Source organism: Nocardioides turkmenicus (assembly GCF_011045035.1).
In the GTDB taxonomy this organism is placed as follows: Bacteria; Actinomycetota; Actinomycetes; order Propionibacteriales; family Nocardioidaceae; genus Nocardioides; species Nocardioides turkmenicus.
In genome coordinates, this window is sequence record NZ_JAALAA010000006.1 from 241584 (window position 1) to 263323 (window position 21740).

Consider the following 21740-nt stretch of genomic DNA (forward strand, 5'->3'; position numbering starts at 1 on the left):
CGGCGCCGCGCTGATGGCTGTGATCGGAGTCGGGATCGACGTCTGCGACCTCGAGCGCTTCGAGGAGTCGCTGGAGCGTACGCCGCGGCTGCGCGAGCGGCTGTTCACCACCGCGGAGGCGTCGAAGCCGATCGCCTCGCTGGCGGCCCGGTTCGCCGCGAAGGAGGCGCTCGCCAAGGCGCTCGGCGCGCCGCAGGGGATGGAGTGGCACGACGCCGAGGTGATCTCGGAGTCGTCGGGGAAGCCGCGCTTCGAGCTCCGCGGAACGGTGCTGGCGCAGGCCACGAAGCTCGGAGTCGCCACCGTCCACCTCTCGCTCTCCCACGACGCCGGGATCGCCTCGGCGATGGTCGTCCTCGAGGACTGACCTTCGACCCGTCCGGGCCCGCGACCAGGACGCGTACGCTTGGACCATGCGGCGTGCACACTCGGTGGAGCAGGTCAGAGCGGCAGAGAAGGCCTTGATGGCGAGGTTGCCGGAGGGCGCCCTGATGCAGCGCGCGGCCGCCGGGCTGGCCCACGCGGTCATCGACCATCTCGGTGGCGCCTACGGCCGCCGGGTCGTCCTGCTCGTCGGGAGCGGGGACAACGGCGGAGACGCGCTGTACGCCGGGGCGCTGCTCGCGCGTCGCGGCGCGCGGGTCGAGGCGTGGCTGCTGTCGGATCGGGCGCATGCGGGTGGGGTCGGTGCCCTGAAGGCGGCAGGGGGAGTTGTCTCCTCTGGCGTGATCTCGACAAGCTCGATCACCCCGGACCTGGTCGTCGACGGGATCGTGGGGATCGGCGGGAAGCCGGGGCTGCGGCCGGACGCCGAGACGGCGCTGAAGACGCTCGCCGGGGTCCCGGTGGTGGCCGTCGACACGCCGAGCGGCGTCTGCGTGGACACCGGGGAGGTGGACGGCGCCCACGTGACTGCCGACCTGACGGTCTCCTTCGGCACCTACAAGCCCTGCCATCTGCTCGATCCGGCGGCCTCGGCCTGCGGGAAGGTCCAGCTGGTCGACATCGGCCTCGATCTGCCGACGCCGGCGATCGAGAGCCTGGAGGCCGCCGACGTGGCTGCGCTGGTGCCGCGGCCGGCGCCGGACGTGCACAAGTACACCCGCGGCGTGGTCGGCCTGCGGGTCGGCAGCGCCACCTACCCCGGCGCCGCGCTGCTGGCGGTCGCCGGCGCCAACACCGGGCTCGCCGGGATGGTCCGCTACGTCGGGACCGCCTCGGAGTGGGTCAAGCGCCAGCACCCGGAGGTGGTCGGCGACGGGCAGGCACAGGCCTGGGTGGTCGGCTCCGGCAGCGCCGACGGCGCCAACAGCGCGCTCGCGTTCGCGCGGGCCAGCGGCGTACCTCTGGTCATCGACGCCGACAGCCTCCGTGCGTTGAACGGGCCGCTGGGCGTACCGGCGATCCTGACGCCGCACGCGGGCGAGCTGGCGGCGCTGATCCGGGAGGATCGCGCCGACATCGAGGCCCGTCCGCTGCACTACGCTCGGCTCGCCGCCCAGCGGTTCGATGCGGTGGTGCTGCTCAAGGGGCGGCGTACGACCATCGCCGCACCCGATCCCGACACGCCGGTACGCGTCAACACCACCGGCACCTCGTGGCTGGCCACCGCCGGCTCGGGGGACGTGCTCGGCGGCCTGATCGGCTCGCTTCTCGCGACCGGTCTCGCCCCCATCGACGCCGCCTCGGCCGGGGCCTGGCTGCACGGTGCGGCGGCGACCCTCGCCAGCGCGGGCGGGCCGGTCACGGCGAGCGGCGTCGCCGCCGCGATACCCGCCGTTATCCGATCCCTTCCTGCTGTCTCCAGCTAGCAGCAACTACCCTTGACACCATGTCACCGAGCCCAGCGCCTCGGGCTCCGCTTCGGCGAGCCGAGATCGTCATCGACCTCGCCGCGATCCGACACAACGTCTCGCGGCTGAAGGAACACCTGCGTACGCCGATCATGACGGTGGTCAAGGCCGACGGCTACGGGCACGGCCTGGTCGAGGCCGGACGGGCCGCTCGCGAGGGTGGCGCGGACTGGCTCGGGGTGGCCTCGGCCGACGAGGCGCTCGCCCTGCGCGCGGCCGGCGACGGGGGGCGGCTGCTGGCCTGGCTGATCATGCCGAGCGAGCCCGCCGAGGAGCTCGTCGCCGCGGACATCGACGTCACCGCCTACACCATCGCAGACCTGGAGAAGTTCGCTGCCGCCGGCGATGCCCTGGGTCGTACGCCACGCGTGCAGCTCAAGGTCGACACCGGGCTCTCCCGGGGCGGTGCTGCGTTCGCCGACTGGGCGAAGCTGGTCGGCCTGGCGCGAATCCTCGAGGCCGAGGGAGCGATCCGGGTCACCGGCATCTGGTCCCACTTCAGCGCCAGCGAGAACACCGCCGACCCGGCCAGCGCTCTTCAGGAGAAGGTCTTCGCCGAGGCGCTCGCGGTCGCCGAGGAGGCGGGCCTGCGGCCCGAGGTGCGCCACCTGGCCAACTCCGCGGGAGCGCTGCTGCGCCCCAGTGCAAGGCTCGACCTGGTGCGGGTCGGGATCGCGACGTACGGCATCGACCCGGCGCCGGGCGTCGAGGGCTCGCCGTGGCCCGAGCTCGGACTCGTCCCGGCGATGACCGTGCGGGCCGAGCTGGCGCTGGTGAAGCGGATCGAGGCCGGCGCGGGCGTCTCCTACAACCACACCTGGGTGGCCGAGGAGCCGACGACGGTGGGGCTGGTCCCGGTCGGCTACGCCGAGGGCATCCAGCGTCGTTCCGGGAACCGTGCGTCGGTGTGGGTGGACGGCGCGCGGCGACCCGTGCGCGGCACCATCTGCATGGACCAGATCGTGGTCGACCTCGGGGACTCCACGGTCGAGCCCGGCGCCGAGGTGGTGCTGTGGGGCACCGGCGCCGATGGCGAGCCGACCGCCCAGGACTGGGCGGAGGCGAGCGAGACCATCGCCTATGAAGTCGTCACCAGGATCGGAGGACGGATGAAGCGCCGTTATATCGACACCGACGTCGACACCGAGCAGGGAGGCGACCAGTGAGCATCGCAACACGTATCGGTCAGATCGCGGCAGGCACGTTGGGAGCGGCGGCGGTCGCCGCCGCGGCCCGCGGTGCGGTGGTGGTCAAGAAGCGCCGTCGCGCGATAGAGGAACGCCCCGAGGACCGCACCCCGCTCGGTACGCTGCGGTCCTGTCCGGTCACCGTGGTGACCTCCGACGGCGTACCACTGCACGTCGAGGTCGACGAGGTCGATCAGGCTCACAACCACAACAGCGCGTCGAGCAACGTGACCATGGTCTTCGTGCACGGCTACTGCCTCAACCTCGACTGCTGGCACTTCCAGCGCGCCGCCTACCGCGGTCTGGTGCGGTCGGTCTTCTACGACCAGCGCAGCCACGGTCGCAGCGGCCGGTCCTCGCTCGGCAACGCCACCATCGACCAGCTCGGTGACGACCTGCTCCAGGTGCTCGACGCGGTCGTGCCCGAGGGCCCGGTGATCCTGGTCGGCCACTCCATGGGCGGGATGACGATCGCCGCGCTCGCCGAGGACCACCCCGAGCTGTTCGCGCCCTACGACGAGGGTGGCCGGATCATCGGCGCCGCCCTGATCTCGACGACCGCCGGTGGCCTGGACCCGAGCCGGCTGCTGATCCCGGTGCTCCCGGCCAAGCTGTCCGGCGGGATCGCCAACGGCACCATGCGGACACTGGCGCGCGGGCACGGGATCGTCGACCGGTTCCGGGTCATGGGGGCCTCGGTGGCGACCGTCTTCACCGACGTGTTCGCCTTCGGCGACGAGGTGCCCGCGGCGTACGTCGAGTTCGTCGACGGGCTGCTCTCACAGACGCCGTTCGAGGTGGTCGCGGAGTTCTTCCCGAGCTTCCGTGCGCTGGACAAGTTCTCGAGCGTCGCTGCGATGGGGCGGGTGCCGACCACGATCATCTGCGGCACCGCCGACCGGCTCACCGCGATCGGCCACAGCCGCAAGCTGCACTCCTACATCCCCGGCTCGCGCCTGGTGGAGTGCGAGAAGGCCGGACACATGGTCATCCTCGAGCGCCACGGTCAGGTCAACGCCGAGCTCGACCAGCTGCTCGCCTCGGCCACCCGGGATGCGGCCTCGGCATGACGCTCGTCTTCGAGCGGGTCGGGGCGGAGGCCGCGGCGGAGGTGCTCGGCATCGTCCGTGCGGCCTTCTCCGCCCGCCCGCCCCTGGACCCGCCTGCCGATGCGCTCGGCGAGACCGAGGGGTCGCTGAAGGAGCGCCTCTCCGGCTTCGGGGGTGTGCTGGCGCGGCTGGACGGGGTCGGCGTCGGCGCCGTCGTCATGGATCCCGCCGACTCGACCATGTGGCTGCGTCGATTCGCTGTTCTGCCTGATCAGCAGGGTCATGGTGTGGCACACAAGATGGTGACGTACGCCGCCGGCATCGCGCGTGCCGAGGGGTTCGACGACCTCGCGGTGATCGCTCGCGAGGAGCTCCCGGAGACGTTGCGGTTCTGGGTCCGTCAGGGCTTTCGTGAGGTCTCCCGTGCTGCGCCCGCCGTACGGCTCCACCGTCCGCTCAACGAGCACGTCGTCGAGGCGCTCGACGCCGACGCGATGTTCGAGTTGGGGCGGCGCGTGGCCGCACTGGTTGCCGCCGGCGACGTACTCGTCCTCTCCGGTGGCCTCGGTGCCGGCAAGACGACCTTCACCAAGGGCCTCGGCGCCGGGCTGGGGGTGCGCGGCGAGATCACCTCGCCGACGTTCGTGATCGCCCGGGTGCATCCTTCGACGGTCGGTGGCCCGGAGCTGGTCCATGTCGACGCCTATCGGCTCGGCGGGATGGACGAGCTCGACGACCTCGACCTGGACACCGATCTCGACGATGCGGTCACCGTGGTCGAGTGGGGCGAGGGGCTGGCCGAGGGGCTCTCCGACTCCCGACTGGAGATCCGGATCGTACGTGCCGAGGCCGACGAGGCTCCCCTCGATCTGGTGGAGGCGCCCGACGGCGCTGATCCGCGACGTGTCGAGATCGTCCCGGTCGGGGCCCGCTGGCGTGGCGTGGACCTGAGCGCGCTCTAGGGTGGGAGTTGTGCTTCTCGCCTTTGACACCGCCACACCCCAGGTGACCGTTGCGCTCCACGACGGTGACGACGTCGTCGCCGAGGTCGCCTCCGACCGGACCATGAAGCACGGCGAGCAGCTCGCGCCGCTGATCTCCGACGTCATGGCGGAGGCCGGGATCGTACGCCAGGACCTGACCGCCATCGCCGTCGGCGCCGGTCCCGGGCCGTTCACCGGTCTCCGGGTCGGGCTGGTCACCGCCCGGACGCTCGGGTTCGTTCTGGAGATCCCGGTCTACGCGGCCTGCACCTTGGACGTGCTGGCGGTGGAGGCGGTGGAGTCCGGCGTGGTCTCGACAAGCTCGACCGCCGAGGGGTTCTTCGTGGCGACCGACGCGCGCCGCAAGGAGGTCTACCTGGCCTCCTACGACCCCGACGGCGTACGTCTCGAGGGGCCCGTCGTCGCCCGCCCGGCCGAGGTCGCCACCTCGATGCCGGTGGTCGGCGAGGGAGCGCTGCTCTACCCCGACGCCTTCTCGACGCCGCTCGGTCCGCAGCGTCCGTCCGCAGGCTGGCTGGCACGGGCCGTGGCCGAGGAGCGGGTCGAGCTGATGGACCCCGAGCCGCTCTATCTGCGTCGGCCTGACGCGGTGGAGCAGGCTGCCCAGAAGAAGGTCCACAAGCAGGTCTCGCAATGATCGTACGCTCGGCCGGCCCGGACGACGTCGACGCGATCGCCGGCCTCGAGGTCGAGGCCTTCCCCGACGACGCCTGGACCCGCGACTACCTGCAGGTCGCGATCGAGGGGAAGATGCCGACGGTCCGGATCCTCGTCGCCGAGGAGGGCGGGGTGATCGTCGGCCATGCGCTGGTGAGCGTCGTCTACGAGATCGCCGAGCTGCAGCGGATCGCGGTCGCGGCCGACCAGCGGCGGCAGGGGATCGGTCGTGGGCTGCTCGAGGCGTGTGTCGAGCTGGCACGGGAGGAGCAGGCCGAGCGGGTGCTGCTCGAAGTGCGGGAGGACAACGCCGCTGCCCTCCCGTTCTACGACCGAGCGGGCTTCGTCGAGATCGACCGCCGCGAGCGCTACTACCGAGACGGGGCGACGGGGATCGTGCTGGCGATGGACCTCACGGACTCGGGAGCGACGCCTGACTGAAATGTCGGTGGTCTGTGGTGCGATGAGTGTCATGGCCTTCAACCGCGACAGGTTCGAAACGAAGACGGCTGGCATCGCCCTGGCGAGGACGATCGGCCGCGACGGTCTGCGTGCGCCGACCCTGAAGGTGGTCGCCGAGGAGGCGAACATGTGTCAGTCGACGTTGCACAAGTGGTTCGCCGGGCGGGAGAACATGCTGCCCCATGCCGCGGCAGGGTTCGCTGGGATCTACTGGGAGCAGATCGCTCAGCGCGTGAACCTACGGGGTTGGTCCGGCTACCTGCCGTCGACCAAGGACGAGATCTACTTTCTCCGGGCCTGGCTCGGCATCGAGGAGCTCGCTCGGTCCAACGACGTGGTCGGCGAGGCGGTCCGAGACCTGTGGCACAACGTGAGGTTCTGGCTCCGCAGCTCGATCGGTCGCGACCTCACCGACTTCGAATCGGGCGGGCTGGTGGTCCTGCTCCGTGGGTTGTGGGACGGCCTCTGCTCAGCCGAGCCCATCGATCCTGATCTGGCACAGCAGATCTGGACCGCCGCGTACGCCGCTCTTCGCGACGATCTGGACAGCGCCCAAGCCGCCTGAGCGGCCGGTGCTTCGGATGGAGCGCATCTCGGGCGGACCACGTGAGGCCCAGGCGAACGAAGATTCGTTCGCGTGCCCGTGACGAACGAAAATTCATTCGCGGCCTGTGACGAATGAAGATTCGTTCGCGGACGGGCACGGGTGAAATGAACGTTCGTTCGCGCGTCCAGCGTGAATGTACGTTCGTTCGTGCGAGCGGGGTGAATGAAAATTCGTCCGCGAGCTTGGAGCGAATGAAAATTCGTTCGTCCGCCACGGCGAGGGGCGGGCTCCCCGCCTCGGATCGAGGGGAAGGCAGAATGGGCTCATGACTTCCGGTGCCCTCGTTGATGAGCCCCTGGTCCTCGGGATCGAGACCTCATGTGATGAGACCGGGATCGGCGTCGTGCGTGGCCATACCCTGCTGGCCGACGCGGTGGCGAGCAGCGTCGAGGAGCACGCCCGATTCGGTGGGGTGGTGCCGGAGGTCGCGAGCCGGGCGCACCTGGAGGCGATGGTGCCGACGATCGAGCGGGCCTGCGAGGAGTCCGGCATCAAGCTGAACGACGTCGACGCGATCGCCGTCACCGCCGGGCCAGGTCTCGCGGGTGCCCTGCTGGTCGGGGTGGCGGCCGCCAAGGCCCTCGCGCTGGGGCTCGACAAGCCGATCTACGGCGTGAACCACCTGGCCTCGCACGTCGCGGTCGACCAGCTGCAGCACGGGCCGCTTCCCGAGCCCTGCGTGGCCATGCTCGTCTCCGGCGGCCACTCCAGCCTGCTCAAGGTCACCGACATCACCGAGGGCGTGGACCCCATGGGCGCGACGATCGACGACGCCGCGGGGGAGGCCTTCGACAAGGTCGCCCGCCTGCTCGGCCTCGGCTTCCCGGGTGGTCCGGTCATCGACAGGACCGCCACGTCGGGCAGCTCGATCGCGATCGACTTCCCGCGCGGGCTCACCAGCCGTCGCGACCTCGAACGGCACCGCTTCGACTTCTCCTTCTCGGGCCTCAAGACCGCCGTGGCTCGTTGGATCGAGGCAAAGGAGCGTAGCGGCGAACCGGTCCCGGTCGCCGACGTCGCCGCCAGCTTCCAGGAGGCCGTGGTCGACGTGCTGGTGCGGAAGGCCCTCGACGCGGCCTCCTCCGAAGGCATCGAGGACATCATCATCGGCGGCGGGGTCGCCGCGAACAGCCGGCTCCGCGTGCTCGCCGAGGAGCGTGCCACCAAGCTGGGCATCCGGGTCCGGGTCCCGCGTCCGGGTCTGTGCACCGACAACGGCGCGATGGTGGCTGCTCTGGGGGCGGAGATGGTGGCGAGGGGACGTACGCCGTCGGCGCTGGACCTTCCGGCCGACTCGTCCCAGCCGATCACGTCCGTCCTGGTCTGACCCGCGGTCCGGACCTCAGAACGGCCGTACCAGCAGACAGGTCCCCTCGCCGGCGACCCTGGTGAGCACGATCGTGGCCTCCGCGGAGCCCGACAGCGCGAGCCGCTTGCGGAGCTGCTCGGGCACGACCTGCACGCCCCGCTTCTTGATCGTCAGCTTCCCGATCCCACGCTCCCGCAGCGCTGCCTTGAGCTGCTTCTCCCGGTAGGGGAGCTCCTCGAGCACCTGGTACCCGCGAGCGAAGGGCGTCTCGAAGGAGGCGGAGGAGGTGACGTACGCGATGTGCTCGTCGATCAGATGCCCCTGCACCCCTGCGGCGACGGCGGTGACCAGCCCGGCACGGATCACGGCGCCGTCGGGCTCGTAGAGGAACTCGGCGACCTCGCCGACCTCGCCACCCTGGTCGTCCTCGGAGGTGAGCGTCGCCAGGCCGCGCTCGCCGATGACGGTGGCCCGCCGGTGCGTGCTGGCCAGCGAGCCCGACCACAACGCTGCCTCCTTGACCTCGCCGCGGTCGCTGACCCACTCGGCCTCGACCTTGTCGGGTACGAGATCGTGCGGGAACCCAGGGGCGACCTTCACGCACGCGTCGCGCGCGAAGAGGGTCTCGACCCACGACCAGGGCGGAGTCCACCCCTCCGCGGAGAAGACCCGGCCCTTGGCGCCGCGACGTGCGGGGTCCGCGTACGCGACGTCGAAGGGTGAGTGGTCGACGGCGGTCGCATCGGCGACGGTGACGGCGCCGGGGAGCCCGAGCGCGTCGAGGTTGGCCTGGGCGACGGCGACCCGCTCCGGATCGTTGTCGACCCCGGCGGCGGTGAGCCCGGCACGGGAGGAGGCGATCAGGTCGCCGCCGATCCCGCAGCCGAGGTCGATGACGCTGCCTGCGTCGAAGGCGCGCAGTCGCGCCGCCCGGTGGTGGGCGACGGCGAGGCGGGTGGCCTGCTCGAGGCCGTCGGGGGTGAAGTACATCTGCGGCGCCAGGTCGCCGAACTTGGCGGCTGCCTTCCGGCGTAGGTCGACCTGCGTCATCGCCGCGGCCACATGCTCGGCGGTCTCGTCCTTGCGCAGCGCGGACTGCACCGCCAGGGCGGAGTCTTCGCCCATGGCGGTCATCTCGGTGGCTCGCGCCAGCAGTCGCTGCCCGTCATCGGTGAGCAACCAGGCGAAGGCGTCGAGATCCATGGCTCGATCCTCTCAGGCCGTTTTCCGGTCTTGGCAAACTCCATTACCCCCGCGGGTGTTCCTGATCTAGGATCCGCCGAGTGCGTAGATCCCCCCGCATAGCCCCGTTGACCCTGTGGACGGTCGCCGTGGTCATCACTCTGGTGTCGCTGTTGCTGACCGCGCCCATGCCCGCCTCGGCGGACTCGGTGAGCCCGGTGGGTCAGTGCCCGGCCGGGGACCGCTCCTATTCGTCGGTGGGCTCCCGCTCCGCCACCGCCACGGCGCCCGACGGCTACGGGATCGCGTCCTTCTGTGTCGTCGGCCGTGGTAATGCCGGCCCCGAGGTGCACACTCTGGCCACCCCGCAAGCGAGCACGGTGATCCAGCACAGCAGCGGCCGGCAGCTGGACAGCTACACGGTGACGTACGTCCGGACCCGGGCTGCGAGCGAGCCGGAGGCGACGGAAGAGGCGTCCGCGAAGCCGGAGAACAACGCGACCGAGGAGCCCTCGCCCACGCCGCAGGAGGAGGGGGCGAAGCAGCAGGAGTCGGCCGCCGCCGAGCGGTCGGAGAGTCCGGAATCCTCGACTGACCTGCTGCTACAGGGTGACGGCGAAGAGCTCGAGATCACGAACTTCGAGGAGAGCGACGACCGCGAGGACCGCTGGTCGTTCATGATCGTCGGCGGCATCATCGTCGTCGGTCTGCTCGCCGGCGCGGTCGCACTGACCGTGCGACTCCCCGGCCAGCGGTAGCCCATTGCTGGCACTCATTGCGGGCGAGTGCTAACGTCTGCATTGGCACTCTCCCCCTGAGTGTGCCAGCGCTTGCGAGCCGGGTGCGACCCCCGCGACGGCGTACGCGGCATGTCGCAAGCACAGACGTAGCAACACCCACCCAGAATCATCTGACTCCATAGAAGAAATGGGGAGGTCGACACAGTGTCGGTCAACATCAAGCCGCTCGAGGACCGCATCGTCGTGAAGGCCGTCGAGGCCGAGCAGACCACCGCCTCGGGCCTGGTCATCCCGGACACGGCCAAGGAGAAGCCCCAGGAGGGCGAGGTCCTGGCTCTCGGCCCGGGTCGCATCGACGACAAGGGCAACCGCGTCCCGCTCGACGTCCAGGTCGGCGACAAGGTCATCTACAGCAAGTACGGCGGCACCGAGGTCAAGTACGCCGGCGAGGAGTACCTCATCCTGTCCGCCCGCGACATCCTCGCGGTCATCGCCTGACGTCATCCGTCTCGCAACAGCGCGGCCGGGCCGGCGGGGTGGAAGTCCTGGCCGACCACGGCCGCGCGCTGCGTACTAGGGAGTAATGCATATGCCGAAGATCCTGGAGTTCGACGAGAACGCCCGCCGCGCCCTCGAGCGTGGCGTCGACGCCCTCGCCAACGCCGTCAAGGTGACGCTGGGTCCCAAGGGCCGCTACGTCGTCCTCGACAAGAAGTGGGGCGCCCCGACCATCACCAACGACGGTGTCACCGTCGCGCGTGAGGTCGAGCTGGACGACCCGTTCGAGAACCTTGGTGCTCAGCTCACCAAGGAGGTCGCGACCAAGACCAACGACATCGCTGGTGACGGTACGACCACCGCGACCGTCCTCGCCCAGGCGATGGTTCACGAGGGTCTGCGTGCGGTTGCCGCCGGCGCCAACCCGATGAGCCTCAAGCGCGGTATGGACGCCGCTGCCGCCGCCGTCGGCGACGCGCTGCGTGCCGCCGCCCGTGAGGTCGTCGACGAGTCCGACATGGCCTCGGTCGCCACCATCTCCTCCCGCGACGCGAAGATCGGCGAGATCCTCGCCGAGGCTTTCGCCAAGGTGGGCAAGGACGGCGTCATCACCGTCGAGGAGTCCAACACCACGGGCACCGAGCTCGAGTTCACCGAGGGTATGCAGTTCGACAAGGGCTACATCTCTCAGTACTTCGTGACCGACCAGGAGCGGATGGAGGCCGTCATCGACGACCCGCTGATCCTGCTCGTCCAGGGCAAGATCAGCTCCGTCCAGGAGCTCCTGCCGCTGCTGGAGAAGGTCATCGCCGCCGGCAAGCCGCTGTTCATCATCGCCGAGGACGTCGAGGGCGAGGCCCTCTCGACCCTGGTCGTGAACAAGATCAAGGGCACCTTCAACGCGACCGCCGTCAAGGCTCCCGCGTTCGGTGACCGCCGCAAGGCCATGCTGCAGGACATCGCGATCCTGACCGGCGCGCAGGTCGTCGCCGAGGAGGTCGGCCTCAAGCTCGACCAGGTCGGTCTCGAGGTGCTCGGCACCGCCCGCCGCGTGACCGTCTCCAAGGACAACACGACCATCGTCGAGGGTGGCGGCGACGCCGCTGCCGTCGAGGGCCGGGTTGCCGAGCTCAAGTCCGAGATCGAGCGCACCGACTCCGACTGGGACCGCGAGAAGCTCCAGGAGCGCCTCGCCAAGCTCGCCGGCGGCGTCTGCGTGATCAAGGTCGGCGCTCACACCGAGGTGGAGCTCAAGGAGAAGAAGCACCGCATCGAGGACGCTGTCTCCGCGACCCGCGCCGCCATCGAGGAGGGCATCGTCCCCGGCGGTGGCTCCGCGCTGATCCACGCCGTCTCCGTGCTGGAGAAGGACCTCGGCCTCGAGGGCGACGAGGCGGTCGGGGTACGCGTCGTCCGCAAGGCCGCCGACGAGCCGCTGCGCTGGATCGCCGAGAACGGTGGCGAGAACGGCTACGTGATCACCACCCGCGTCCGCGACCTCGGTGTCGGCCAGGGCTACAACGCCGCCACGGGTGAGTACGGCGACCTGGTTGCCCAGGGCGTCATCGACCCGGTCAAGGTCACCCGCTCCGCGCTCGTCAACGCCACCTCGATCGCGGGCATGCTGCTCACGACCGAGACCCTGGTCGTCGACAAGCCGGAAGAGGAAGAGGCGCCTGCGGCCGGTCACGGCCACGGTCACGGCCACTGACACACAGCCGAGTCGGCGCATCTGACCCCGTGCTTCGCGAAGCGAAGCGAGCGAAAGGGGTCCGATGCGCCGACTCGGCGATTTCAGCGAACGACCAGCGATTCGAGCGAGACGTCGTCCGAAAGCACATTCATATCGACGTACGCCTCCTTCTCACTCCCCACGCCGTCGAGCCGGTCGCGGTTGGAGTACTGCCAGACGGTCCAGTCGCGTCCGTCGGGAATCCGCGGCGGCCAGGCGACGGAGCGGAACCAGATCGGGTTGTCCGGGTAGAGGTCGACCAGGTAGGCGCGGTATGCCGACGGCGTGGTGTATATGACCGGCGCGATGCCGTAGTGCGCCTCGAGGGTGCTCAGCAGCGGGTCGAGGATGGCGCGGACCTCGGCCGCGGGCGGCAGGTCGCCCATGAACGAGCCGTACGGCTCCAGGTCGACGACCGGGGCGAGCGTGCCGGCGACCCGAGGGACCGTGGCGATCATGTTGTGCGCCTGGTCGCTGCCAGGGCTCTCGAAGCTCATGAAGTGGTAGGCGCCGGTCGGGATCCCGGCCCGCTGCGCCTGGGCCCAGTTGGCGGCGAAGCGCGAGTCCACGTGGGAGGAGCCCTCGGTCGCCTTGATCCAGGCGAAGTCGATGTCCTGCTCGGCGACCCGCGGCCAGTCGATGGTGCCGTTGTGGTGGGAGACGTCGATGCCGCGTACGTCGTACTTCGCCGCGAACATCCGGGTGGGCATCACGACGCCGGTGTAGACCAGCGCGGTCATGACCAGCGCGAGGACGGCGACGACGGCGGAGCCGATGAGCACCTGTCGACGGCGGGTGGGGGTGAGGGGCACCGCCGCAACGTACCCGGTCTCACAGCTCGGCGAGCAGCTTCTCCATGATCTCGATCTCGACCGACTGGGTGGCCTCGACGTCGGTCGCCATCTCGAGCGCCAGCGCGTCGCTGCCCCGGGACGCCATCGGCTCGGCCATCTCCAGGGCACCCTGGTGGTGCTGGATCATCCCGGTCAGGAAGAGCCGGTCGAACTCCTCGCCGCGGGCCTTGCCGAGCGCGCTCATCTGGTCGGGGGTGAGCATGCCCGCCATCGTGTGCGGGGGATCCGAGGCCCGGGGCACCCGCAGACCGCGCAGCTCGAGCCAGCCGCTCATGGCCACGATCTCGGGTCCCTGGGCCGACTCGATGCGCTCGGCCAGGGACACCACCTCGGGGTGGACGGCGTGCTCCCGTGCCAGCCGGGTCATCTCCAGCGCCTGGGCGTGATGGGGGATCATCATCGTCACGAAGTCGGCGTCGGTCCGGTTCCACGGATCCGTGTCGGCGGCCGAGGGCGAGACGGTCCGCGCGGCCTCGCCCGGCGCCCCGCCCTGCACCACCGGCGCCGACTGGGTGGCCGCCTCGGGGCTGGGCGAGTGGGCACCGTGGGCACCGTGGGCGTCGTGGGTGGAGCCTCCGCACGCGCCGAGCGACATCGCAGCGATCACGACACCCGAGGCGATGACACCGAACCGTCGAACGGGCATGTGACTCCTTCCGAGATGCCGTAGGCGCGAACAATTTATTCACATTCCGTGCGGCCCGTGTACGGCTTTTACTAAAGTTGAGAAGTCATGCCCGTGCCACCCCACGGCGGCCGACTCGGAAGGCTTGCGATCATGAGGCTTAGACGACCTACCCATTACCTGGCCCCCATCGCGGCGGTCATGGTTGTCGCAGGAGGGCTGGCCGTCGCCGCCCCGTCCTCCGCAGACGAGTCCCACACCCACGGCACCGAGAGCACGCAGTCTCCCGAGGCCCAGACGAGCTGCACGGCCGAGGAGAAGCGGGCGATCACCAAGCTCGGCGACAACTTCGCCTCCGCCTGCGTCGCCGGCAACGACCTCGCCCGGCTGGGCGCCAACGACCCGGTCGTTCCCGCCGGCGAGTCCGCGGGCTCGCCCAACATGCACCTGATCGCCAACATCCCCAAGTCGGGCGCCTTCGAGCCCGTCAACGCGCTCAACAGCGACCTCGCCTTCCAGGGCGACTACGCGTTCGCGGGCAACTACAGCGGGTTCAACGTCATCGACATCAAGGACCCGAGGAAGCCGCGGCTGGTCAAGCAGTACGTCTGCCCGGGCTCACAGAACGACATCTCCGTCTACGGCGACCTGCTGGTCCTCTCCGTCGACTCCAGCCGGAGCAACAACACCTGCGACAACGTGGCGCAGTCGGCCGAGATCAAGGAGTCGTGGGAAGGCCTGCGCGTCTTCGACATCAGCAATCCCCGCGAGCCGGAGTACGTCGCAGCCGTCGAGACCAAGTGCGGCTCGCACACCCACTCGCTGGCACCGAGCAAGGACGGCCGGTCCGTCTACGCGTACGTCTCCTCCTACGGCCCCCGCCTGACCTACCCGGACTGCCAGCCCCCGCACGACAAGATCAGCATCGTGAAGATCCCCACCCGGGCGCCGGAGCAGGCCGCGGTGGTCGGTGAGCCGGTGCTGTTCCCCGACGGCGGCTACACCAACACCGCCGGCTGCCACGACATCACCACCTACCCGTCCAAGGACATCGCGGCCGGCGCCTGCATGGGTGACGGCATCCTGATGGACATCTCCGACCGCGAGCACCCGGTCGTGACCGAGCGGGTCCGCGACACCGAGAACTTCGCGTTCTGGCACTCGGCCACCTTCAACAACACCGGCACCAAGGTCGTCTTCACCGACGAGCTCGGCGGCGGCGGTGCGCCGACCTGCAACCCGGAGACCGGGATGGAGAAGGGTGCCAACGGCATCTACGACATCGAGGACGGCCAGCTCGTCTTCAAGTCCTACTACAAGATGCCGCGCACCCAGTCCAACACCGAGAACTGCGTCGCTCACAACGGCTCGCTGATCCCGGTCAAGGGCAAGGACATCATGGTCCAGGCCTGGTACCAGGGCGGTGTGTCGGTCTACGACTTCACGGACTCGGCCAACCCGAAGGAGATCGCCTGGTTCGACCGCGGCCCGTTCGAGGACACCTCGACGATCGCCGGCCCCTGGTCGACCTACTACTACAACGGCTACATCTACTCCAACGAGATCCAGCGCGGGTTCGACGTCTTCGACCTGCGCGACCCGCGGGTCGCCTCGGCGAAGAAGGTGCGATTCGACGAGCTGAACGTCCAGGCTCAGCCCTCCTACTGAGCCCAGAGCGCCAACACTCGCCCGGCCCTCACCCGGGCGGGTGTTGGTCTTTTGAGTCCCAGCATTGTGCCAAGCGTTCAGCAACCTGCAGGACGCGACACTAGGCTCCGCAGATCGTGACCTCGATCACTTGGGAGCAGCAGCCGATGCGCCACGGCGAACACTCAGCGGAGACCATCTGGGCCTTGTTCGACGCCCAGGCTTCAAGTCGCCCGGCCCGGACCGCGGTCGTCGACGGGACGGTCGACATCACTTACGAGCAGCTGCGCGCCCGAGCGCAGGTGATCGCCGACGAGCTGGTCGCGCGGGGCGTCGCGCCGGGATCGCTCGTCGGGGTCTGCCTGGGACGTACGTGGGAACTGGTCGCGACGCTGCTGGGCGTCCTGCGAGCAGGCTGCGGCTACGTACCTCTGGACCCTGCGTACCCGTCGGAACGGGTGCGCTACATGGTCGAGCACTCCCGAGCCGTCACCGTGATCGTCGACGACGAGGCGGCCGAACTGTGTGCAGCAGCGCCCGACCTCGTGCCCCTTCGCACGATCTCGGACCGCCGGCTGCCGCCGGGAGCCGAGCCCGTGGCCGGTGACATCGCGTACGTCATCTACACCTCGGGATCGACGGGCAACCCCAAGGGCGTGGCGGTCGAGCACCGGAGCGTCGTGGCGATGGCGAAGGCGATGCGCCGGCTGCTCGACGAGGAGGACCTGGGTGGGGTCCTGGCCGGCGCGTCGGTCTGCTTCGACCCGTCGGTCATGGAGATCTTGGGGACGTTGATGCTCGGCGGGACAGTCGTGCTGGCGGAGAACGTCCTGGCGTTGCGTGAAGTGCCCTGTGCGGATCGGGTGCGAACGACCATCATGGTGCCGTCCGCGATGAAGGCTCTGCTCACGGCCGGCCCGCTGCCGGACGGAGTTCGATGCGTGGTGCTCGGCGGCGAGGTGCTCACCCCCTCCCTCGTTGCCGACCTGCATGCTGGGCCGCGTCCGCCTCGGGTCCTGAACGTCTACGGTCCGACGGAGACCACGGTGTTCACGACCGCCGGAATCGTCGATGCGGCCGACGAGCCGATCACGATCGGGGCCCCGGTCGCGGGTGCGCGGGCGTACGTCCTGGACGAGTCGTTGCAGCCGGTGCCCGCCGGCGAGGCGGGTGAGCTCTTCGTGGCCGGGGACCAGCTCGCGAGGGGATACCTCCACGACGACGAGCGGACTCGGCAGCGTTTCCTGGAGCTCAAGTCTGACGGGCCGATCCCGGAGAAACGGATCTACCGGACCGGAGACCTGTGCCGGTGGACCGAGTCGGGAGAGCTCGAGTTCCTCGGGCGGGTCGACCGGCAGGTCAAGATCCGGGGCCATCGGATCGAGCTGGACGAGATCGAGGTGGTGCTGCAGTCGATGCCCGGGGTCGCGGAGGCAGCGGTGGTCGTCGACCGGGCGGAGGGCAAGGGCCTCTTGGTGGCGTACGTGGAGACGCAGTCGGAGTCGGTGAGCGCCGCCTCCGTGCGGGCCGATCTGGCAGACCAGTTGCCGAAGTACATGACTCCGCACATCGTGATGCCGCTGGCCGAGATGCCGCGACTGCCGAACGGCAAGGTGGACCGTCACCGACTCCCCGCGGTGAGGCGTACCGAGGGGGTGGCGGGCGGTCCGACGGCGACGGAGACCCGGCAGTCGTCGCTCCTCGACGCGGTCAGGAACGAGGTGGCCGTGCTGCTCGGCTCTCCTGCTGCCGACTCGGTCCCACCGAAGGTGTCACTGGAGTCGCTGGGCCTTGACTCGCTGGACGTCGCCGAGCTCACTGTACGTCTGTCTCAGGTGTTGGCAACAAGCCTTCCGTCGTCCACGCTGGACGAGCTGATGACCGTCGAGGACGCCGCGGACGCGTTGTCGGCAATCCGCCGTGCGTCCGGCGGCCGAGAGCCGGATGGGCGCCCGAACGGTGTCGGAGCGGCAGCTCGACTCCCTGCGTTCCAGGCGCAGATCCGGTCGGGGCACCCGCCTGCTTTCGCTGCCAAGATCCCAGCCTGGTCCGCGATCGACAAAGGTGCCCTCGTGCAGCACCTTCGGAGCCTCCTCTCCCGCTCGGGACTCGATCCGTACGGCAAGGTCGTGCGCACCGGGAGTGCCGAACGCGGCACCGTCGTCGACGTGCACACCGGCGAGGAGCGCGAGGCGATCATCTGGACCACCAACCTCTACCTCGGGTTCAACCGGGACGAGAAGATCATCGAGGAGGCGCGGAACGCTCTCAGCCGCTTCGGCACGGGGATGGGGATCTCCGCCGCCGGCTCGGGGCAGACCGATCTCCACGTGGAGTTCGAGCGCGAGTTCGCCGCGATCGTCGGCAAGCCGTCCGCCTGCCTCCTCCCCACCGGTTTCACTGCGAGCCTCGGCGCCATCGCAGGGGTGGTCGGCGAGGGGGACGTGGTCGTCATGGATCAGCTGTGCCACGCATCCCTCGTCGACGGAGCTCGCCTGAGCGGTGCCCGGGTGAGGACGTTCCGGCACAACGACACCGCCGATCTGCGGGCGGTGCTCGAGGCGGAGTCGTCGCCCCACCACACGACCCTGGTCGTGCTCGAGAGCGTATACAGCATGGGCGAGGGGGCGGCCCCGCTGCGGGACATCGTGCCCGCCGCGAAGGAGTTCGGCGCGCTCGTCCTCGTCGACGAGGCCCACTCCTTCGGCCTGTACGGAGGGCGAGGTGCCGGGCTGTGCGCGGCGGAAGGAGTCACCGAGCATGTCGATCTCATCCTCACGACGTTGAGCAAGGCGCTCGGGAGCATCGGCGGTGTGGTGGCCGCACAAGAGCCCCTCATCGCTCTGCTGAGGAGCTCGGCGAGGGCGTACGTCTTCCAGGCGAACACATCGCCTGCCGACATCGCGGCGGCGCTCGCAGCGCTACGCCGGGTGGGCGAGAGCGATGCGCTGCGAGAACGGCTCTGGGACACCGCGAACTACATGAGGGAACGCTTCGCGGCGGCGGGTTATGAGCTCGGCACCGGGGACGGGCTCATCATCACTCCGCACTTCTCCGACGGGAAGAACCTGAGAGCCATCGCCCGCGGTCTTTTCGAGCGAGGCATCCACACCGCGGCGGTCACCTACCCGATCGTCGAACGCAGCCGGGGCCGGTTGAGGTTCATCTGCTCGGCCTCCCACACCCGCGAGGACGTCGACAGGACCCTGCAGGCGCTGGTCGAGGCGGAGGCAGAGGCGACCCGACGGACTGCATCCGACGGCGCCGCGTCGCAGTCTCATGGAGTGGAGTCGCCGGCGTCGAGATGCACTGTGACCGGGTGGGCCGAGGCGTTCACCGCCTACCTGAACACCACGCTGGCCGAGCTTCCCACGGCGGTGCCGAGCCTCGTGGTCACGATCGAGTCGCCCGACGAGGAGGATGTCGTCGTCCGGATCGACGAGCGCGGCGCGACCCGAGGCGCCGATGTGCCCGCCGAGGCCCTCGCCTGCTCTCTTCGGCTCCTCGACGCGGGAGCGGTGGCCGCACTCAGCGCGCGGGACCCCGAGAGTCTGCTCGCGAGCATCATCGACGGGAGGTGTGCTCTCGGAGGCCACACCCAGCCGTTCGTCTGGTTCATCGGGCGTCTCGCCGATTGGCAGCGTACGGCGAGCGAGCCCTTGACTCGGGTTTCCTGATCCGCGCCGCCGTGTTGGCCTTTTGAGTGCGTGAGTTGCTCCGGCGGCTCGCTAGCCGCAACCTTCTGGTCACTACGCATGGCCATGGTTCTCTGCGATGACCGAGATGGCTGCCGATGACGATCGTGTCGAGACCAACGCGATCGGATGGGCGATCGCAGCTCTCCTCGCCTTGCTCCTGATGAGGTTCCTGTGGAGCCTGGCGAGGAACGAGAACCTGCTCCCGGGCGAGGTCGTCGACCACCTGCTCCACCCGGACGTCCTCGCCGGCGTCTGGCTGACGGTCCGGCTGACCGCGCTGGTCTTCGCGGTGGCGTCGGCGATCGGACTCGTCGTGGTCAGGATGGAACGCTCGGGCAACCCGTTGCTGGGCGGGATCGCGGCGGCGTACGTCTGGGTCTTCGGCAGCATCCCGGTGCTCGTGCAGCTCCTGCTGTGGAGCAACGTCGCGCTGGTCTTCCCCGACATCACGTTCGGGATCCCGGGGGTGCACATCGACGCGGTGCGGCTGGTCACGCCGGTCCACGCGGCGATCGCCGGGCTGGCGCTGGCGCTCGGTGCGTACGCGGCGAGAACCCTCCCGAGCGGCGACCGGCTCGACGCGCTGGGCGACATCCTGGTGACGACGCTCCAGGCGACCAGCCTGGTCTCGGTGCTCGCGATCACCGACCTGCTCGGGGTCGTCCAGGCGCTCGACGGGCGCAACCATCTGATCATCCCGCTGCTGGTGGTGGCGGCGATCTGGTACCTCGTCCTGGTCACCGCGGCGCGCGGCTCGGTGCGCCTGGTCCGGCTTGTGGGCGTGAAGGGCGAGGCACACAGACGGTAAAGCCGAGGGTAAAAGTCGGCGACCATTGCAAGACCTGGCAACGCAAGTCTTTGTAGAGTGCGGCGCGTGACTTTCGAGCAGGCCTGGCAGCGGTGGCGCGATGAGCGAGAGGCCGAGCTGAGAAGTCCCGAAGGTTTCCTGGCGATCACCGGGCTGCACTGGCTGGGCCCCAAGCCGCAGCGTTTTCCCGGGATCCCGGGCGTCTGGTCGAACGGGCCGGAGGGTGCCGTCGTCGAGCTCGGCGAGGGCGAGTGGCTCGAGCTCGGCGGGGCCACGCTCGCCGGCCGGCACGTCTTCGGCCATGTCGATCCCGTCGGTGTCATCGCCACCTATGACGCCGGGACGGTCGAGATCGCCGACCGGTTCGGCACCCCGGTGCTTCGGCCGCGGCAGCCCGACGGTCCGTTCCTGCGCGACTACACTGGCACGCCGACGTACGCTCCGGACCCGGCGTGGCGGATCATCGCCGCCTTCACCGCCTACGCGGAGCCGCGGCCGATCTCGGTCGGCTCCGTGGTCGAGGGGCGGTCGACCACCATCGACGCCGTGGGGGAGGTGGCCTTTGAAGCGGCGGGTCGCCCGCAGCGGCTGATCGCGTTCGACGGCGGCGACGACGAGCTGTGGCTGCTGTTCACCGATGAGACCAGCGGGGTGACGACCTACGCGGCGTGCCGCCAGCTCGCCGTCGAGCGGCCCGTCGACGGGAAGGCCGTCCTCGACTTCAACCGCGCCGCCAACATGCCCTGCGCCTACACGATCCATGCCACCTGCCCGCTGCCACCCGCGAGCAACCACATCGACGTGCTCGTCGAGGCGGGCGAGCAGACTCCGCCTCGTCCGCCCGCGGACTGAAGGTTTAACCGTGGGTAACGGACCAGAAACAGCGAAACAGGCAGACTAGGGCACATGGCGGGGACGATGTTGTGGAGAGTGCGTACGACGCTGCCGGACCGACCGGGTGCGCTGGCGGCGCTGGCTCAGCGCTGCGGTGAGGCCAAGGTCAACATCCTGGGGATGCAGATCTTCCCCGGGCTGGCGCAGGTCACCGACGAGTTCGTGCTGCGTACTCCCGCAGGCTGGGGCGAGAAGGAGATCTGTGAACTGATCTCCTCCGCGGGCGGCGGCGGGATCGTCATCCAGATCGCGACCGAGGCAGCCCTGGCCGACCAGCCGACGCGCTACGTGCAGGCAGCCCGGCATGTCCTGGAGCGGCCGATGTCGTTCCCCGAGGTGGTCGCCCAGCTCTTCGACGCCGAGGCGGAGGCCCCGCCCGGGGTCGTCCACGACACCATGGAGCTCCGCGTCGCGGACGTCGACGTCCAGCTCCACCGCACCGCTCCCTTCACCGCGACCGAGCACGCCCGCGGCTCCGCGATGGCCGACCTGGTCAACGACGTCCTCGACCGCAGCCGCGAGTCGGCCGCGATCGGCACCACCCCGCCCGTACGCCGCCTGGGCACCGGAAGCACCCCCGACCTCGTCGTCACCGGCGAGACCGTGACCGCCCTGATCGACGGCGTCGCCGTCGGCATCGGCGAGGTCCTGGGCCAGGCGGAGGACGACGAGAACGTACGTATCGTCAACCTGCGCGTCGACCCGGCTTGGCAGCGCCGCGGCATCGGCACGCGGCTGCTCGTCGACACCGCCAAGCTCGCGCACATGCTCGGTGCCGACGAGATCCTGCTCACCACCCAGTCCGACAACCAGGCGGTCCTGCCCATGGTCCTCGCCGCCGGGATGCGCGGCCGGATCCGGATGGCGGGCGATCTGCTGACCGTCAAGGTGCCGGTGCGGGATCTCAAACCGTTGCAGACCTAGATTCGCCAGG

At 69.7% G+C, this 21740-nt stretch carries 20 protein-coding genes; 17 read left to right on the forward strand and 3 right to left on the reverse strand.

Going from position 1 to position 21740, the window contains the following annotated elements:
• Positions 1-13 precede the first annotated feature (13 nt).
• The 9 genes from G5C66_RS09435 to tsaD all read left to right on the forward strand — a co-directional run bounded on the left by G5C66_RS09435 (position 14) and on the right by tsaD (position 8146).
• Positions 14-367 carry a holo-ACP synthase gene (locus G5C66_RS09435; RefSeq protein ID WP_165110697.1) on the forward strand — a complete coding sequence of 118 codons (354 nt, stop codon included), beginning with the start codon at positions 14-16 and terminating at the stop codon, positions 365-367.
• A gap of 46 nt (positions 368-413) precedes the next feature.
• A complete protein-coding gene (locus G5C66_RS09440) occupies positions 414-1811 on the forward strand; it encodes an NAD(P)H-hydrate epimerase (RefSeq protein ID WP_165110698.1) in 1398 nt (465 codons plus the stop codon).
• 20 nt (positions 1812-1831) lie between these two features.
• Complete coding sequence (gene alr, locus G5C66_RS09445) at positions 1832-3019, forward strand: alanine racemase (protein ID WP_165110699.1); 1188 nt, start codon at positions 1832-1834, stop codon at positions 3017-3019.
• The gene (locus G5C66_RS09450; RefSeq protein ID WP_165110700.1) at positions 3016-4110 is read left to right on the forward strand and encodes an alpha/beta fold hydrolase; all 1095 of its coding nucleotides are present in this window, start codon (positions 3016-3018) and stop codon (positions 4108-4110) included. The genes alr and G5C66_RS09450 overlap by 4 nt, the downstream gene beginning before the upstream one ends.
• On the forward strand, positions 4107-5051 hold the full coding sequence (gene tsaE / locus G5C66_RS09455; protein WP_165110701.1) for a tRNA (adenosine(37)-N6)-threonylcarbamoyltransferase complex ATPase subunit type 1 TsaE: 945 nt from the start codon (positions 4107-4109) through the stop codon (positions 5049-5051). Before G5C66_RS09450 ends, tsaE begins: the two co-directional genes overlap by 4 nt.
• Positions 5052-5061: 10 nt before the next feature.
• Positions 5062-5730 carry a tRNA (adenosine(37)-N6)-threonylcarbamoyltransferase complex dimerization subunit type 1 TsaB gene (tsaB, locus tag G5C66_RS09460; RefSeq protein ID WP_165110702.1) on the forward strand — a complete coding sequence of 223 codons (669 nt, stop codon included), beginning with the start codon at positions 5062-5064 and terminating at the stop codon, positions 5728-5730.
• The gene (gene rimI, locus G5C66_RS09465; RefSeq protein WP_165110703.1) at positions 5727-6191 is read left to right on the forward strand and encodes a ribosomal protein S18-alanine N-acetyltransferase; all 465 of its coding nucleotides are present in this window, start codon (positions 5727-5729) and stop codon (positions 6189-6191) included. The genes tsaB and rimI overlap by 4 nt, the downstream gene beginning before the upstream one ends.
• 22 nt (positions 6192-6213) lie before the next feature.
• Positions 6214-6777, forward strand: coding sequence for a TetR/AcrR family transcriptional regulator (locus G5C66_RS09470; protein ID WP_165110704.1), 564 nt, complete (start codon positions 6214-6216; stop codon positions 6775-6777).
• A 307-nt stretch (positions 6778-7084) separates the two neighbouring features.
• On the forward strand, positions 7085-8146 hold the full coding sequence (tsaD, locus tag G5C66_RS09475) for a tRNA (adenosine(37)-N6)-threonylcarbamoyltransferase complex transferase subunit TsaD (RefSeq protein ID WP_165110705.1): 1062 nt from the start codon (positions 7085-7087) through the stop codon (positions 8144-8146).
• Positions 8147-8161: 15 nt separating this feature from the next.
• Here the strand turns inward: tsaD and G5C66_RS09480 are convergent, their stop codons facing one another.
• Positions 8162-9331, reverse strand: a complete 1170-nt coding sequence (locus G5C66_RS09480; RefSeq protein ID WP_165110706.1) for a class I SAM-dependent methyltransferase — start codon at positions 9329-9331, stop codon at positions 8162-8164.
• 80 nt (positions 9332-9411) lie between these two features.
• Between G5C66_RS09480 and G5C66_RS09485 the strand changes: the two genes are divergently transcribed.
• The 3 genes from G5C66_RS09485 to groL all read left to right on the forward strand — a co-directional run bounded on the left by G5C66_RS09485 (position 9412) and on the right by groL (position 12259).
• On the forward strand, positions 9412-10068 hold the full coding sequence (locus G5C66_RS09485) for a hypothetical protein (protein WP_165110707.1): 657 nt from the start codon (positions 9412-9414) through the stop codon (positions 10066-10068).
• Positions 10069-10254: 186 nt separating this feature from the next.
• On the forward strand, positions 10255-10548 hold the full coding sequence (gene groES / locus G5C66_RS09490) for a co-chaperone GroES (RefSeq protein WP_165110708.1): 294 nt from the start codon (positions 10255-10257) through the stop codon (positions 10546-10548).
• 91 nt (positions 10549-10639) lie between these two features.
• Positions 10640-12259 (forward strand): chaperonin GroEL, encoded by a 1620-nt coding sequence (groL, locus tag G5C66_RS09495; protein WP_165110709.1) that lies wholly within the window; start codon positions 10640-10642, stop codon positions 12257-12259.
• A gap of 83 nt (positions 12260-12342) precedes the next feature.
• On the opposite strand, the gene G5C66_RS09500 is transcribed toward groL, so the two are convergent.
• Together G5C66_RS09500 and G5C66_RS09505 are read right to left on the reverse strand one after the other, a co-directional pair.
• Positions 12343-13092, reverse strand: a complete 750-nt coding sequence (locus tag G5C66_RS09500; RefSeq protein WP_165110710.1) for a GH25 family lysozyme — start codon at positions 13090-13092, stop codon at positions 12343-12345.
• 19 nt (positions 13093-13111) lie between these two features.
• Entirely contained in the window at positions 13112-13780 is a 669-nt protein-coding gene (locus G5C66_RS09505; RefSeq protein ID WP_165110711.1) for a DUF305 domain-containing protein, read from the reverse strand.
• Positions 13781-13960: 180 nt separating this feature from the next.
• On the opposite strand from G5C66_RS09505, the gene G5C66_RS09510 reads away from it, so the two are divergent.
• The 5 genes from G5C66_RS09510 to G5C66_RS09530 all read left to right on the forward strand — a co-directional run bounded on the left by G5C66_RS09510 (position 13961) and on the right by G5C66_RS09530 (position 21730).
• The gene (locus G5C66_RS09510; protein WP_241248360.1) at positions 13961-15427 is read left to right on the forward strand and encodes an LVIVD repeat-containing protein; all 1467 of its coding nucleotides are present in this window, start codon (positions 13961-13963) and stop codon (positions 15425-15427) included.
• Positions 15428-15543: 116 nt separating this feature from the next.
• On the forward strand, positions 15544-19083 hold the full coding sequence (locus tag G5C66_RS09515; RefSeq protein ID WP_206443877.1) for an amino acid adenylation domain-containing protein: 3540 nt from the start codon (positions 15544-15546) through the stop codon (positions 19081-19083).
• Positions 19084-19180: 97 nt separating this feature from the next.
• A complete protein-coding gene (locus tag G5C66_RS09520; protein WP_165110712.1) occupies positions 19181-19912 on the forward strand; it encodes a hypothetical protein in 732 nt (243 codons plus the stop codon).
• Between the two features lie 66 nt (positions 19913-19978).
• Complete coding sequence (locus tag G5C66_RS09525; RefSeq protein WP_338144123.1) at positions 19979-20764, forward strand: DUF1684 domain-containing protein; 786 nt, start codon at positions 19979-19981, stop codon at positions 20762-20764.
• A 54-nt stretch (positions 20765-20818) separates the two neighbouring features.
• Positions 20819-21730: a GNAT family N-acetyltransferase gene (locus G5C66_RS09530; RefSeq protein WP_165110714.1), complete on the forward strand. Its 912-nt coding sequence runs from the start codon at positions 20819-20821 to the stop codon at positions 21728-21730.
• The last annotated feature ends 10 nt before the right edge of the window (positions 21731-21740 follow it).

What these genes read in the sequence shown, in the direction of transcription:
- G5C66_RS09510 (WP_241248360.1), top strand. Translation starts at nt 13,961, where the DNA reads ATGGTTGTCGCAGGAGGGCTGGCCGTCGCCGCCCCGTCCTCCGCAGAC.
- G5C66_RS09480 (WP_165110706.1), bottom strand. Translation starts at nt 9,331, where the DNA reads ATGGATCTCGACGCCTTCGCCTGGTTGCTCACCGATGACGGGCAGCGA.
- rimI (WP_165110703.1), top strand. Translation starts at nt 5,727, where the DNA reads ATGATCGTACGCTCGGCCGGCCCGGACGACGTCGACGCGATCGCCGGC.
- groL (WP_165110709.1), top strand. Translation starts at nt 10,640, where the DNA reads ATGCCGAAGATCCTGGAGTTCGACGAGAACGCCCGCCGCGCCCTCGAG.
- G5C66_RS09435 (WP_165110697.1), top strand. Translation starts at nt 14, where the DNA reads ATGGCTGTGATCGGAGTCGGGATCGACGTCTGCGACCTCGAGCGCTTC.
- G5C66_RS09470 (WP_165110704.1), top strand. Translation starts at nt 6,214, where the DNA reads ATGAGTGTCATGGCCTTCAACCGCGACAGGTTCGAAACGAAGACGGCT.
- tsaD (WP_165110705.1), top strand. Translation starts at nt 7,085, where the DNA reads ATGACTTCCGGTGCCCTCGTTGATGAGCCCCTGGTCCTCGGGATCGAG.
- tsaE (WP_165110701.1), top strand. Translation starts at nt 4,107, where the DNA reads ATGACGCTCGTCTTCGAGCGGGTCGGGGCGGAGGCCGCGGCGGAGGTG.
- G5C66_RS09440 (WP_165110698.1), top strand. Translation starts at nt 414, where the DNA reads ATGCGGCGTGCACACTCGGTGGAGCAGGTCAGAGCGGCAGAGAAGGCC.
- G5C66_RS09530 (WP_165110714.1), top strand. Translation starts at nt 20,819, where the DNA reads ATGGCGGGGACGATGTTGTGGAGAGTGCGTACGACGCTGCCGGACCGA.
- alr (WP_165110699.1), top strand. Translation starts at nt 1,832, where the DNA reads ATGTCACCGAGCCCAGCGCCTCGGGCTCCGCTTCGGCGAGCCGAGATC.
- G5C66_RS09520 (WP_165110712.1), top strand. Translation starts at nt 19,181, where the DNA reads ATGACCGAGATGGCTGCCGATGACGATCGTGTCGAGACCAACGCGATC.
- G5C66_RS09505 (WP_165110711.1), bottom strand. Translation starts at nt 13,780, where the DNA reads ATGCCCGTTCGACGGTTCGGTGTCATCGCCTCGGGTGTCGTGATCGCT.